The sequence below is a fragment of the Pectobacterium versatile genome (genome assembly GCF_003932035.1).
GTDB classification, from domain to species: Bacteria; Pseudomonadota; Gammaproteobacteria; order Enterobacterales; family Enterobacteriaceae; genus Pectobacterium; species Pectobacterium versatile.
Window position 1 is genome coordinate 2,358,471 of record NZ_CP034276.1, and the last position, 13,439, is coordinate 2,371,909.

The 13,439-nt window shown below is 50.4% G+C and carries 11 protein-coding genes and 1 pseudogene; 3 read left to right on the forward strand and 9 right to left on the reverse strand.

Annotation, left to right across the window (positions count from 1 at the left end; translation table 11 throughout):
- Positions 1 to 11 precede the first annotated feature (11 nt).
- On the forward strand, positions 12 to 2,399 hold the full coding sequence (gene pheT, locus EIP93_RS10660; RefSeq protein ID WP_103970908.1) for a phenylalanine--tRNA ligase subunit beta: 2,388 nt from the start codon (positions 12 to 14) through the stop codon (positions 2,397 to 2,399).
- 4 nt (positions 2,400 to 2,403) lie between these two features.
- Positions 2,404 to 2,700: an integration host factor subunit alpha gene (gene ihfA, locus EIP93_RS10665; RefSeq protein WP_009112984.1), complete on the forward strand. Its 297-nt coding sequence runs from the start codon at positions 2,404 to 2,406 to the stop codon at positions 2,698 to 2,700.
- Positions 2,701 to 2,761: 61 nt separating this feature from the next.
- Here the strand turns inward: ihfA and EIP93_RS10670 are convergent, their stop codons facing one another.
- The 4 genes from EIP93_RS10670 to nadE all read right to left on the reverse strand — a co-directional run bounded on the left by EIP93_RS10670 (position 2,762) and on the right by nadE (position 6,974).
- Positions 2,762 to 3,187: a nitrous oxide-stimulated promoter family protein gene (locus tag EIP93_RS10670; RefSeq protein WP_125232688.1), complete on the reverse strand. Its 426-nt coding sequence runs from the start codon at positions 3,185 to 3,187 to the stop codon at positions 2,762 to 2,764.
- 136 nt (positions 3,188 to 3,323) lie between these two features.
- Positions 3,324 to 5,042: an ABC transporter ATP-binding protein gene (locus EIP93_RS10675; RefSeq protein WP_125232689.1), complete on the reverse strand. Its 1,719-nt coding sequence runs from the start codon at positions 5,040 to 5,042 to the stop codon at positions 3,324 to 3,326.
- 131 nt (positions 5,043 to 5,173) lie between these two features.
- Positions 5,174 to 6,061, reverse strand: a complete 888-nt coding sequence (yddG, locus tag EIP93_RS10680) for an aromatic amino acid DMT transporter YddG (RefSeq protein ID WP_125232690.1) — start codon at positions 6,059 to 6,061, stop codon at positions 5,174 to 5,176.
- A gap of 88 nt (positions 6,062 to 6,149) precedes the next feature.
- Positions 6,150 to 6,974, reverse strand: a complete 825-nt coding sequence (nadE, locus tag EIP93_RS10685; protein ID WP_125232691.1) for an ammonia-dependent NAD(+) synthetase — start codon at positions 6,972 to 6,974, stop codon at positions 6,150 to 6,152.
- 225 nt (positions 6,975 to 7,199) lie between these two features.
- Between nadE and osmE the strand changes: the two genes are divergently transcribed.
- Positions 7,200 to 7,529, forward strand: coding sequence for an osmotically-inducible lipoprotein OsmE (gene osmE / locus EIP93_RS10690; protein WP_103860788.1), 330 nt, complete (start codon positions 7,200 to 7,202; stop codon positions 7,527 to 7,529).
- 148 nt (positions 7,530 to 7,677) lie between these two features.
- On the opposite strand, the gene EIP93_RS10695 is transcribed toward osmE, so the two are convergent.
- From EIP93_RS10695 to EIP93_RS10715, 5 genes and pseudogenes are all read right to left on the reverse strand, one after another.
- Positions 7,678 to 9,072 carry an L-cystine transporter gene (locus tag EIP93_RS10695; protein WP_039275127.1) on the reverse strand — a complete coding sequence of 465 codons (1,395 nt, stop codon included), beginning with the start codon at positions 9,070 to 9,072 and terminating at the stop codon, positions 7,678 to 7,680.
- 240 nt (positions 9,073 to 9,312) lie between these two features.
- Positions 9,313 to 9,819 (reverse strand): annotated as a pseudogene (locus tag EIP93_RS10700) (metal-dependent hydrolase); the annotation flags it as partial.
- 80 nt (positions 9,820 to 9,899) lie between these two features.
- Complete coding sequence (gene paeX, locus EIP93_RS10705) at positions 9,900 to 10,853, reverse strand: pectin acetylesterase PaeX (protein ID WP_125232692.1); 954 nt, start codon at positions 10,851 to 10,853, stop codon at positions 9,900 to 9,902.
- Between the two features lie 330 nt (positions 10,854 to 11,183).
- On the reverse strand, positions 11,184 to 11,888 hold the full coding sequence (locus tag EIP93_RS10710) for an oligogalacturonate-specific porin KdgM family protein (protein WP_125232693.1): 705 nt from the start codon (positions 11,886 to 11,888) through the stop codon (positions 11,184 to 11,186).
- Positions 11,889 to 12,134: 246 nt separating this feature from the next.
- On the reverse strand, positions 12,135 to 13,424 hold the full coding sequence (locus EIP93_RS10715) for an ABC transporter substrate-binding protein (protein ID WP_107332928.1): 1,290 nt from the start codon (positions 13,422 to 13,424) through the stop codon (positions 12,135 to 12,137).
- Between the last annotated feature and the right edge of the window lie 15 nt (positions 13,425 to 13,439).

Consider the following 13,439-nt stretch of genomic DNA (forward strand, 5'->3'; position numbering starts at 1 on the left):
GGGTATACATCATGAAATTCAGTGAACTCTGGTTACGCGAGTGGGTAAACCCGGCAGTTGACAGTGAAACTCTATCTGAACAGATCACGATGGCAGGGCTGGAAGTGGATGGCGTTGAGCCTGTTGCTGGCGCATTCCACGGCGTGGTTGTCGGTGAAGTGGTTGAATGTGGGCAGCACCCGAACGCAGACAAACTGCGTGTGACGAAAGTCAATGTAGGCGGTGATCGCCTGCTGGACATCGTCTGTGGTGCGCCGAACTGCCGTCAAGGCCTTAAAGTGGCGGTGGCGACGGTGGGAGCCGTATTGCCGGGCGATTTTAAAATCAAAGCCGCCAAGCTGCGTGGCGAGCCGTCTGAAGGCATGCTGTGCTCATTTTCCGAGTTGGGCATTTCCGACGATCACGATGGCATCATCGAGCTGCCAGTAGATGCGCCGATTGGCACGGATATCCGTGAGTACCTGAAGCTGGATGACAACGCGATTGAAATCAGCGTGACGCCGAACCGTGCAGATTGCCTCGGTATCATCGGTGTGGCGCGTGATGTCGCCGTGTTGAATCAACTGGCGTTGAATGAACCGACTATTGAGCCCGTTGCCGCGACGATTCAGGATACTTTCCCGATTCAGGTCGATGCGCCGCAGGCATGCCCGCGTTACTTAGGCCGTGTGGTGAAAGGCATCAACGTTAAGGCGGCAACGCCGCTGTGGATGCGTGAAAAACTGCGTCGTTGCGGTATTCGTTCTATCGATCCAGTGGTTGACGTGACTAACTACGTTCTGCTGGAGTTCGGTCAACCAATGCACGCGTTCGATCTTGACCGTCTCAGCGGCGGCATTATCGTGCGTATGGCGACAGAAGGCGAAACGCTGACGTTGCTGGATGGTAATGAAGCGAAGCTGAATGCGGATACGCTGGTTATCGCTGACCAGCAGAATGCGCTGGCGATGGGCGGTATCTTTGGCGGCGAACATTCTGGCGTCAATGAAGAGACACAAAACGTTCTGCTGGAATGCGCTTATTTCAATCCGCTGTCGATTACTGGACGCGCACGTCGTCACGGTTTGCACACTGATGCTTCTCACCGCTACGAGCGTGGTGTTGATCCGGCGTTACAGCACAAAGCCATTGAACGCGCGACTCGTCTGCTGATTGATATCTGTGGTGGTGAAGCGGGTCCGGTGGTTGATGTTACCAGTGAGGCAGACTTGCCGACGCGCGCAACGATTACGCTGCGCCGTGAAAAGCTGGATCGTCTGATTGGCCATGTGATTGCGGATGAGCAGGTGAGCGATATTCTGCAACGTTTGGGCTGTAACGTCGCGAAAACCGATGCAGGTTGGCAGGCGACGGCACCGAGCTGGCGCTTCGACATGGAAATTGAAGAGGATCTGGTTGAAGAAGTCGCGCGTATTTACGGCTATAACAACATTCCGAATATTCCGACTCAAGCTCCGTTGATTATGACCTCGCATCGCGAAGCGTCACTGTCATTGAAGCGCGTGAAAACATTATTAGTCGATCACGGGTATCAAGAAGCAATTACTTACAGTTTTGTTGACCCGAAAATTCAGGGGTTAATCCACCCTAATGAAGCGTCGCTGAGCCTGCCGAGCCCGATTTCCGCAGAGATGTCGGTGATGCGTTTATCGCTGTGGAGTGGCTTGCTGAGTGCTGCGGTGTATAACCAAAACCGTCAACAAAGCCGCCTGCGCCTGTTTGAAAGCGGCCTCCGTTTTGTACCGGACACCAGTGCTGACCTGGGTATTCGCCAGGATCTGATGCTGGCGGGTGTGATTACTGGCACCCGTTATGAAGAGCATTGGGATCTGGCGCGTCAGGCCGTTGACTTCTATGATTTAAAAGGCGATTTGGAAGCGGTACTGGCATTGACGGGCAAGTTGTCTGAGGTTGAGTTCAAGGCCGAAAATAATCCGGCATTGCATCCAGGACAAAGTGCTGCTATTTATCTGTGCGGAGAACGCATTGGATTTATTGGCGTTATTCACCCAGAACTGGAGCGCAAGTTGGATCTTAACGGGCGCACCGTGGTGTTCGAATTGTTGTGGGATAAGGTCGCAGACCGCGTATTGCCTGAGGCGAACGAGATTTCCCGCTTCCCGGCGAACCGTCGCGATATCGCCGTTGTGGTCGCTGAAAATGTCCCTGCGGGCGATATTTTGGCTGAGTGTAAGAAAGTTGGCGCAAATCAGTTAGTTGGCGTAAACTTATTCGACGTGTACCGAGGGAAGGGCGTAGCGGAAGGTTATAAGAGTCTGGCTATCAGTCTGACCCTGCAAGATACCACGCGTACACTGGCAGAAGAGGAAATTGCCGCTACCGTTGCAGAATGCGTAGCAGCATTAAAACAGCGATTCCAAGCATCCTTGAGGGATTGAACCTATGGCGCTTACTAAAGCTGAAATGTCAGAATACCTGTTTGAGAAGCTCGGGCTGAGCAAACGGGATGCCAAAGAGCTAGTCGAGCTGTTTTTTGAAGAAGTTCGTCGCGCTTTGGAAAATGGCGAGCAGGTCAAGTTGTCAGGTTTTGGCAATTTTGATTTGCGAGACAAGAACCAACGTCCGGGACGTAACCCAAAAACTGGCGAAGATATTCCGATTACGGCGCGCCGTGTGGTCACGTTCCGTCCGGGGCAAAAGCTAAAAAGCAGGGTAGAGAACGCCTCTCCCAAAGAGTAACAGTGTCACCCAAAAAGGCCGCGCAAGCGGCCTTTTCCTATCTTATTCGTCTTCACATTATCTATTTCAACGTCGATTCGGTATCTGCTGGTGCCGTATGCTGCGAAGCTAAGCGGGTTGCCCGCCCGATTGACACTTTTGGCGCGGTCTCTTTTTTCGGATAGTCCGGCACTGGTCGATGATCGTCAATTAAATGGCGTATTGCCAAAATCGGGTGGCGTAACAACATCCGTGGCCCCGACCAACGCATAATCGCTTTTATCGCCTCACGTCTGGCGGGTTGATAGCAGTGAATGGGGCAATGCTTACACGCGGGTTTATCTTCACCGAACTGGCAGTGTTCCAGACGCTTGATGGCGTAATTAAATAAGTCTTTATACTGCGCGTTATCGTCGGTTTCAGGATGATGCTTTTCATACAGTTCGATCATCAATCCGACGGTACGGATCTCCCGCTGTCGGTATTTTCCCAGGGGTTTCCTCGCCATGTGCGTCATGTCCTGATGAAATCATAATAGATGCATTTTAAATGCAATTTATTGCAAGGGAAACCTCTGAAGTCACATCTATGTGGGAAAGCAGAGAGAAAAAGGCGAGGAGAACCCTCGCCGAGGGAGATCGCAATCAGGCCTGACCGAACTGCGCCTGATGTAATCTGGCATAGATACCACTTTGATCCAGCAGTACCTGATGGCTGCCTTGCTCAATGATGCTGCCGTTATCCACCACCACAATGCGCCCGGCATTCTGTATGGTTGCCAGTCTGTGGGCGATGATCAACGTGGTACGTCCTGCGGAAAGCTCGCTGAGCGACTGCTGTATCGCCTGCTCTGTCGCGGTATCCAGTGCAGATGTCGCTTCGTCCAGAATCAAGATCGGCGGGTTTTTCAGGAAAATTCGCGCGATCGATAAACGCTGCTTTTGTCCACCTGAGAGTTTAACGCCGCGCTCGCCGACCACGGTATCCAATCCGTCAGGCAGATTTTCGATCAGCTCATCTAACCGCGCACGCCGTGCGGCTTCCATGATTTCTTCATCGCTGGCATCAAGCTTACCGTAAGCGATGTTTTCCCGAATGGTGCCGCCGAACAGGAAGACATCCTGCTGTACGATGCCGATTTGACTGCGTAGTGACGCCTGCGTCATCTGGCGGATATCCATGCCGTCAATGGTGATGGCTCCGCTGGTTAAATCGTAGAAGCGGGGAAGCAGGGAACAGAGCGTGGTTTTGCCCGCACCAGATGGGCCAACAAACGCCACGGTTTCCCCTGCGCGAATCGACAGGTCGATATTACGCAGAATCGGACGATCGGCAGAATAACCAAAGCTCACCTGATTAAAGCGGATATCGCCTTTCAGCGGCCCGGCATCATGCGCATCGGGGGCGTCGGCAATCTCGGGAACGGTGTCGATCAGTTGAGTAAAGCGTTTGAATCCCGCAATACCTTTGGGATAGCTCTCCAACACCGAGGTAATTTTGGCGACCGGTCGGAAGAAAACCTCAATCAGCAGCAGGAAGCCGATAAAACCGCCGTAGCTGAGTTCGCCCTGAATGACATACCAAATACCGGCCAGCATCACGATAAGCTGTATCAGGCGCGTGCTGAGATAACTGAGCGTCATGCTGGCGGTCATGATGCGATAGGCCTGCAACTTGGTACGACGGTAGTTTTCGTTGTCGTGGGAGAACAGTTTCTTCTCATGATCTTCATTGGCAAACGCTTTAACGACGCGAATACCACCCACGCTCTCTTCAATTCGGGTGTTGAAGTTGCCCACCTGACCGAAAAGCTGGCGCCAGGTCTCTGTCATGCGCGCGCCGTAACGGCTGACGAGATACGTCATGAACGGCACGATAATAATCGTCAGCAGCGCCAGATTCAGGTGAACCGTCGCCATCAGTATGAACGCACCAATAAACGTCATGATCGCGAGGAAGAGGTCTTCCGGGCCGTGATGGGCAATTTCCCCCACTTCTTCCAGATCTTTGGTGACGTGGGTGATGATATGGCCGGTCTTCATATTGTCGTAGTAACGGAACGGCAAATTTTGCAGGTGCTCAAATGCCTGCCGGCGCATATCGGTTTCAATACCCACGCCCAGCGCATGTCCCCAATAGTTGACGATGGCCATCAGCGCGGTATTCAGCAGGTACACCGCCAATAGCGCCACCGACGCTAACAGGATCAGCGACCAGTCCTGATCCGGCAATAGTTTGTCGATGAACGCTTTAATCGCCATCGGAAACCCTAATTCAAGCAGACCAGCGATAATGGCACAGCCGAAATCGAGGACGAATAACCCTTTGTAAGGGGAATAGTACGAAAAGAAACGCCTTAACATGTGTGACTATTTTTTAGGTAACGAAATGTGAGGACGACTATAACAGGTTAGTAAGAAAAATATGACCACGAGCAGATTAGGGTTTTTATTGGTCAGGAAGTCCAGACGAAAACCGTGGGGACGGTTGAGGATCAGCTTGTCGGCGTACGCGTCGCGTACCAGCAAAGCAGCGAGCCTGCCGTGACCATGACGACGCCTTGCCAAAATGAAATGGTGGGCGTGATATTGAGCCAGAACGCGGCCAATAGTGTGGAAAGCACGGGCGTGAAATAAGAGGCGGTTGCCAGAAATGTTAGGTTGCCATGCTGAATACCAGTATTCCAGGCGGAATAGGCCAATGCGGTTGATGCGCCCATAAAGAGCAGTTGCAGCGAACTTGGCAATGTTAATGAAATCGCACTTTCGGCACTGAAGGAATACTGCGTCCAGAGTATGAGGGCGGTGATGAAAAAAAACAGCGAGACGCCGCTTTTTCCCTGCCCGTAACGTTTAGTGATATTGCAGTAGAGCGCCCAGGTCAAGGCCGCAGAAAATGCCAGGTTGTAGGCCAGCGGGTTAGCAAGAACGTTGTTCCACAGCAGTTCTGGTGTCCAATCGCTTTCTCCTTTCATAATCCACACAATGCCGCCCAGCGCGAGTGCGAGACCGGGCCAGAGCAGGAAACGGCTTTTCTGCTGATTGATAAAAAGAGAAAAAAGAATGGTCAAACTGGGCCACAAATAGTTAATCATCCCTATTTCTATCGCCTGCATGCGGCTATCCGCTAGCCCGATGGACAGTGACAGAAATATCTCGTAGCAGACAAACATCGCACCGCCTGCGAATAAATAGATTCTGGGTAGCGTTTTAATGCGGGGAAGACCATAAAAGGCCAGAAGACATAGCGTGCTGGTGGAATAAATCATCGCGGCGCCGCCGATGGGGCCGAGCGCTTCTGTCAGACTACGGATAAGCCCGACGGATGTGCTCCATAAAACGATCGCCAGTAGGCCCGTGAGCGTGGCGCGCTGTGGCGTCATGTTTATTCCCAGTTATGAGGTCTGTGCAGAAGAAACCAAGAACAAACCGGACGCCGTTATCTGCGTCCGGTTTGCTCATCACAATGATTTATCGCCAGAAATCATCAAAAACGGTAATCGGCGGCCGACGCTTGTGTTCAGTTTTGCGATACCAGTTTTCGATAATGGCCGCATCGTTAGCCTCGATCTGCTTACCTTCCAGATAGTCGTCGATCTGTTCATAGGTGACGCCCAATGCGACTTCATCCGGGAGGGACGGACGGTCTTCTTCCAGATCGGCGGTGGGGGCTTTGGTATAAAGATGAGAAGGGCAGCCAAGTTCGTGCAATAGCGCTTTACCCTGACGCTTATTCAGTCGGAAAATCGGGTTGATATCGGTACCGCCATCACCGTATTTGGTGAAAAAGCCCGTTACCGCCTCTGCTGCATGATCGGTGCCGACGACAAGCCCGGCATTCATGCCTGCGATGCTGTACTGCGCTTTCATGCGTTCTCTGGCTTTCTCGTTACCTTTGACAAAATCGGAAAGCTCTACGCCAATGGCACGTAAGGTGGCTTCACTGGCTTCGATAGCAGGTTTGATGTTGACGGTTAATACGCGGTCTGGTTGGATGAAGGCGATGGCGTCCTGACAGTCGGCTTCATCCGCCTGCACGCCGTAAGGCAGTCGCACGGCGATGAACTGATAGCGAGAATTTCCGGTCTCATTGCGTAATTCCGTGATAGCCGTCTGGCACAGTTTGCCGGCCAGCGTAGAATCCTGACCACCGCTGATGCCCAAAACTAACGACGTAACGAACGGGTGAGCATTCAGATAATTCTTTAAAAAATCAACGCTAACACGGATTTCCTGTGCTGGGTTGATGCTGCTTTTTACTCCCAACGCAGTGATAATGTCGTTTTGTAATGACATGCCATCCTCTCCTGAACTTATTGATACTGCAAAAGAATTATTACGATACCCTGAGTGTAAAACGAATTGGCGTGAAGAAAAAGAACAAGCTGTCAGGTAGTCATTTTCCCTATAGATAACCGGTTTTTGACTATCGGCCAATATGTTACATCCCTGCGTTATGATTTGAAAAAGTGGTCGCCGCCGACTAGCCTTAGAGTGACCCATTAATAATGAGGTGATGAGATGAAGAATAACAGATTACTGGTATGTATTGCGGCAGCAGGTGCTGTCATGCTGGCGGGATGTTCGGCTTATAACAAAGCAGAAAGCTATGTGAATGAGCCTGTGGTGAAAGATGTGAAAGTGGGAATGACGAAGCAGCAGGTTCATCAACTTGCAGGTAGCGGAGTGGAAAAACGACTGGTGAATGCCAAAGGCACCTGTAGTGATTATCTGCTGAAGAACCGTGATGGTACTGCGCAGAACTATTTTGTGAGCTACAGCGACACGGGACATGTTCTCAATAAAGGCTTCCAGAGCTGCCAGGCTTACGATACTAACCCGCAGCGCTAACTAGCCCGATGGCACGATATCATTGTTAGATACGCGTCATAAAAAAACGTAGGGAACATTTTCCAACGTTGCGTAGCAACGGTCCGTCATAAAGAAAACGCCGACAGCATCAGCCGTTGGCGTTTTCTTTTGTGCAGCAAGTGTGGACTTAGCGGTGCGTCAACTCAGCGTCATCCTGAGCGTTGAAAACCGTTTTGTCCGTCTGCTTCATCAACTGGCTGGTGACGGTACCTGCCGTCATTGAACCGCTGACGTTAAGCGCGGTACGGCCCATATCGATAAGCGGCTCAATGGAGATTAGCAGCGCGACAAGCGTCACCGGCAGCCCCATCGCGGGCAGAACGATTAATGCGGCAAAGGTGGCACCACCGCCCACACCGGCTACGCCAGCAGAACTGATGGTGACGATACCGACCAGCGTCGCGATCCAGACAGGATCCAGCGGGTTGATACCGACCGTTGGCGCGACCATCACGGCCAGCATCGCTGGGTAAAGCCCCGCACAGCCGTTCTGACCGATTGTCGTGCCAAAAGATGCGGCAAAGCTGGCGATAGATTGTGGTACGCCAATGCGGCGTGTTTGCGCCTCAATGCTGAGTGGAATTGTCGCCGCGCTGGAACGGCTGGTAAATGCGAACGTCAGTACCGGCCACACTTTGCGATAAAAACGTGCCGGATTGATGCCTGTGAAAGACAGAATCAGTGCATGAACGCCGAACATAATCGCCAGCCCCAGATAGGAGGCGACAACGAAGCTGCCCAGCTTGAGGATGTCTTGCAGGTTAGAGCTGGCGACCATTTTGGTCATCAGCGCCATAACACCATAAGGCGTTAATTTCATTACCAAACGAACAAGCTTCATCACCCAGGATTGCAGCGTGTCAATGGCGGTTAAAACGCGCTCGCCTTTGACGGCGTCATCTTTCAACAGCTGTAGCGCTGCTACGCCAAGGAAGGCTGCAAAGACGACGACGCTGATGATAGACGTTGGGTTCGCGCCAGTCAGTTCAGCAAACGGGTTTTTAGGGATGAATGACAGGATAAGCTGAGGCACGTTAAGGTCGGCGACTTTACCCGCATAGTTGCTTTCGATTGCCGTTAATCGCGCGGTTTCCTGCGCACCTTGCACCAGTCCGGTAGCCGTCAGGCCAAACAGGTTAGTCACAAATACGCCGACCAACGCAGAAATCAGCGTGGTGATCAGTAGAGTGGACAGCGTCAATACGCTGATTTTCCCTAATGACGAGGCGTTATGCAGCTTAGCAACGGAATTGAGGATGGAGATAAAGACCAGCGGCATGACGATCATCTGCAACAGCTGCACATAGCCATTACCTACGATGTTAAACCAGGAGATGGACTGTTTAACAACCGGGTTGTCGCCACCATAAATCAGATGCAGTGCCAGACCAAATAGCACCCCGACAACCAAACCCAGCAACACTTTCTTGGCCAGACTCCAGGATGGGTTACGGCTGGCGTAACCTAATCCGAGCAGTAATACGACAAATAGCAGAATATTTATGAGTAGCGGAAAATTCATCCGGCTTTGCTCCCTATCAGTGAGTCGCGCCACGCTGCCTACGATCTTGCGCGGTAACGTAGATCGGTGGAGGTAGCGTGATTTTTTGCGATGAAAAATAACAAACGCGCACAGGATAGCAGGTCTTTTGCCATCATGTTACAGGGATATGTCTGACGGTAGGTAACGCTGTTACTTCACGTATTGGAAGAGGTAAGTTTGCGCTGACTGCAAAAAGCGAAATGACTGTTCGTAGGTGCAGCAGTCCAGATTTTTTTGTGGCTGGTACAGCGAAAAGCCGATACAGGCAATGCACAGAAAGCGTTCCAACTGATTGCCTTTTTGGCTGTTTAAAATTGGCAAACGGAAACGCCAGCGACAGGGCCACAGCAGAGGGACGCCCGATGGCGTCAGCATATCAGCGAGAATGTGGCTCAGATAACCGACGATCATGGCATGGTAGGCATCGGTTGGAATTGGCCAGTCCGGCGGCAGGCGCGTCTGAATAAAGAAAATACCGGCAGCGATGGCAAGGAGACTGTGCGTAAACCCGCGATGGCCAAAGAGGCGGGCAATGGGCGAAGAAAGCCACTTCAGGCGCTGCCCGAGGACGGATTTAGGGTGATCGATATCGGGCAGCAGCGCGGTAAGGAGTGCACCGGGAATAATGTGCCACCAGTCTCCGGTAGCCAGCGCAGGCGATAGCTCAACTTTCTTAGCCAGAATCGCGCAGGCAACAGAAAACAGCAGGTGTCCTTCCGCAGTCATGAAACTTCTCAAATGAAACTGTTATTTTATACAGTATAAGAGATTATCCCTGTCTGCGGAAGCAGTGACGGCGTAACGATTTATTTCGACGGTTCGTTACTTACCGGTAAGACTCGCAGCCAATTGTCCAGCAACTGAGGCCAGGCTGCCGCAGGAAGCCCTTTGGTACCGCGCAGGCCGAAACCGTGTTTCCCCTTCTCAAAGAGATGCATTTCGACGGGGATCTGTTTTTCCCGTAGTGCGCTGAACATCACCAGACTGTTATCAACCGACACTGACGGATCGTCAACGGCATGCACCAGAAACGTGGGTGGCGTCTGAGCGGTAACCTGTTTCTCTGGAGAATAACGCAGCACCTGCGCTTCCGTTGGCTGCTCGCCGATTAACTGTTTGCGCGAACCGGCGTGCGCAATATTCGCCTGCATTGAAATGACAGGGTACATCAGCACCATGAAATCAGGGCGTGCGCTTACGTTGTCAATGGCATCCGTCGCGGGGTAAACGGACTGGGCGAAGCGGGTTCCCAGGCTGGCAGCAACATGACCACCCGCGGAGAATCCCATAATACCGATACGCTGTGGGTTAATGTGCCACTTCTCGGCGTTGGCTCTCAGGGTTCTGATGGCACGTTGGGCATCGGCTAACGGGGCATCTGCGCCTTCTTTATGGCCTTCTCCAGGCATGCGATAGGTCATCACGAAAAGGGTGTAGCCCTGTTGATTAAAGAACGGTGCCAGATCGCTACCTTCCTTATCCAACACGACGCGCTGGTAAGAACCGCCAGGCGTAATGAGTAACGCCATACCATTGGGCTTCTCTGCCGGATAAACGGTAATTTCGGGACTGCGAATCCCGGTTGCTGCCCGATCGGGAAGAGAGGGATCTTTGCTCCGTTCGACCACCTGCGGCTGTGCCGTTGAAGAAGAGGCTCCCGGCGCTTCACCGTGTGGCCAGACAGGAAAAACAGGTTGAGCGTAACTTAATCCATTTACAGACATCATAATGGCCCCGACAAGCAGAGAACGAACAATCATGATAGATCACCTGACAAAGGGAAGGAGGGGGGAAATCGTTGGGCGATGGTAAAAAATAGGGTAGCCATCACATCGGAGAAAAAATGACTACCCTGAACCGCAAACTTTAATAAAGAAATAACATTCATACACGAAGAGGGTAAATCAGACACAGCAATTGCAACAGCTAAAACGCATTTAACGACACTACATGTAACAACGAAACGTAACTAACTTGCTTAACCTACGACATCATAATAAAGGGACGTTAATAATAAAACTGATTGAACCAACTAACACTAACATCCCTTTTGCCAACTAATAATGCTTATTTAAATAACAAAGCCGTTATTAGAAGTTGTATTGCACACCAACACGATAACGAGTCTGACGTTCATCGCTGAGTTTATCAGCGGCAATATTTCCGACTTCAACATAAGGCGTCCAGTTTTTATCCCACTTGTAGGACAGTTTTACGTTGTGATCAATCTTCCATGTTTCATTATCGGCCTGGTAGTTATTCGCTCTGTTGGATTTTTTATAATCAGTTTCATAACTGATACCAAAATCTTTCAGGAATTTATAACTTAATGTACCAGTGAGGTTATAGCCATTTTCTGAGGTATTGGCTTTGCCAATATTACCGCTTGTACGGGTATAGTAAGGGCGATAACGTAATGAGTAAGATAGATCTTTAACGATGTTAACCTTACCGGTTAAGTACGGTTTGTAGGTGCTGCTTGTATTATTTGATTCAAATGTTAAACCAGGTTCCAAAGAGAATGTGTCATTGATTTTATAGGCATAACTAGCTTTTACTTCTGTACCGTTACTTACCGGTTCATTAAGAGGTTTATCTGGTGTTGAGTCACCGTTTTTCCATTTAGCCTCAACGGAAATACCAAAACCATTATCAAAACGGTGAGACATTGAAAGACGATCTTTATGATCACCTTTAGCGGTATCTTGCATTTCATGACGGTAATCGATCGTTACAGCCATTGCGTTCACACTAATTAATGACGTAACTGCCAGAGCTAGTAATTTAACTTTCATTGTTATATTCCCTATTGGTTAGGATATCTCTAATAAAAACACGCATTATGCTTTTTGGGACAAGTTCTATTTTATTTATTATTAAACTACGTTCTGTGATCGAGATCGGTTTGGGTAACAAAAAGTAAAATGGGGTTTCAAATTGTGAGGGAGATCGAATTGAATATAGCGGTTGTTTTAATTTAAATGAAAAATCCCTGCCGTCGGTGCGGCAGGGATGAATTACAGTCTAAATCGGATACGACGTTATTTCATTGCGCGCTTCAGAATGCGCTCAGATTGACGCTGGAAGTATTTCGCTGCGTCTTCCACAGATTTCTGACCGTAATCGATAGACTGGATGGTATCACCAAACAGAGAAACGATTTGCGGATCGTCGAAATAAGGAGAAACGGCAACGTCATGTGGCAGAGCCAGCGCCAGTTTCAACCCGGCAACGGCTGGTGCATCATCTTTGATGATGCCATCAGCAGTCAGCTGAGCCACAGCAGCTTTACTTAACGGTACACCACGTTCCAGACCCAGAGCTTGAGCACCTTCTTTGCTGTTCAGCAGGAAGTTGATCAGCTGAGCAGATTCTTTAGGATGCTTGGTTGACTTACCGATAGACAGCATCTGCGCAGGTTTGAAGAACAAGCCGGCATCTTTCGCACCAGGCAGCATCGGATAGTTACCCAATGCCAGTTTTGCTGGTGGTTGCAGGTTGTCAGAGTACTTGGTAATGGTGGAGTTCCACATGTAAGTACCAGACCACTCGCCGTTGATCCATGGCTTCATCTCATACATGTTGCTCTTGCCGAAAGAGGCATAGTATTTCGCATCAGGCATGACATGGCTGTCGATCAATTTCTTATACATGCCAAAGAATTCAACCCATTGCGCATCGGTGTAGGCGAATTTCTGACTTTTTACATCGATAGCAGGGATGTTGTATTTCTGAACCATGTAAGAGTTCAGCAGTGCCAGAGAATCCTGGTGTTCCAACACGATAGGGTAGTATTGGTCGCCCAGTTTTTCTTTGAACACTTTACCGGCGTTCAGCAGTTCGTCCCACGTTTTCGGATATTCCAGTCCCGCTTTTTGCCAGCTTTCGGTGTTGAAGTAGAACACGCGAGCAGTAACGGAAATTGGAATACCGTTCAGTTTCCCTTCGACCGTGGTGCTTTGCAGCTCTTTAGGATCGAACTGTGCCAGATCCAGAGTATCTTTCACTTTGTTCAGATCATAAAAGCCAGTACCGTTTTTAGAGAAAATCGGCAGCCAGTTCCAGTTAGTCTGCATCACATCTGGCTCGGTGTTACCGGCAATCTGTGTAGTCAGACGAGACAGGTGACCGTCCCATCCGGTGTATTCCGCTTTCACCGTGATGTTCGGATGCTGTTTGTGGAACTCTTCAATGGCTTTGAGCGTCTGCTGGTGACGGCTGTTGCCGCCCCACCAGGACATTCTCAATTCAACATTATCAGCGGCGAAAGAAGGCATTGCCACTAATGCCAGAGATGAAGCTATTAACGTGTGTAGGATCGCTTTTTTCATCGGTTACTACTCCTG

What these genes read in the sequence shown, in the direction of transcription:
- pheT (WP_103970908.1), top strand. Translation starts at nt 12, where the DNA reads ATGAAATTCAGTGAACTCTGGTTACGCGAGTGGGTAAACCCGGCAGTT.
- ihfA (WP_009112984.1), top strand. Translation starts at nt 2,404, where the DNA reads ATGGCGCTTACTAAAGCTGAAATGTCAGAATACCTGTTTGAGAAGCTC.
- EIP93_RS10670 (WP_125232688.1), bottom strand. Translation starts at nt 3,187, where the DNA reads ATGGCGAGGAAACCCCTGGGAAAATACCGACAGCGGGAGATCCGTACC.
- EIP93_RS10675 (WP_125232689.1), bottom strand. Translation starts at nt 5,042, where the DNA reads ATGTTAAGGCGTTTCTTTTCGTACTATTCCCCTTACAAAGGGTTATTC.
- yddG (WP_125232690.1), bottom strand. Translation starts at nt 6,061, where the DNA reads ATGACGCCACAGCGCGCCACGCTCACGGGCCTACTGGCGATCGTTTTA.
- nadE (WP_125232691.1), bottom strand. Translation starts at nt 6,974, where the DNA reads ATGTCATTACAAAACGACATTATCACTGCGTTGGGAGTAAAAAGCAGC.
- osmE (WP_103860788.1), top strand. Translation starts at nt 7,200, where the DNA reads ATGAAGAATAACAGATTACTGGTATGTATTGCGGCAGCAGGTGCTGTC.
- EIP93_RS10695 (WP_039275127.1), bottom strand. Translation starts at nt 9,072, where the DNA reads ATGAATTTTCCGCTACTCATAAATATTCTGCTATTTGTCGTATTACTG.
- paeX (WP_125232692.1), bottom strand. Translation starts at nt 10,853, where the DNA reads ATGATTGTTCGTTCTCTGCTTGTCGGGGCCATTATGATGTCTGTAAAT.
- EIP93_RS10710 (WP_125232693.1), bottom strand. Translation starts at nt 11,888, where the DNA reads ATGAAAGTTAAATTACTAGCTCTGGCAGTTACGTCATTAATTAGTGTG.
- EIP93_RS10715 (WP_107332928.1), bottom strand. Translation starts at nt 13,424, where the DNA reads ATGAAAAAAGCGATCCTACACACGTTAATAGCTTCATCTCTGGCATTA.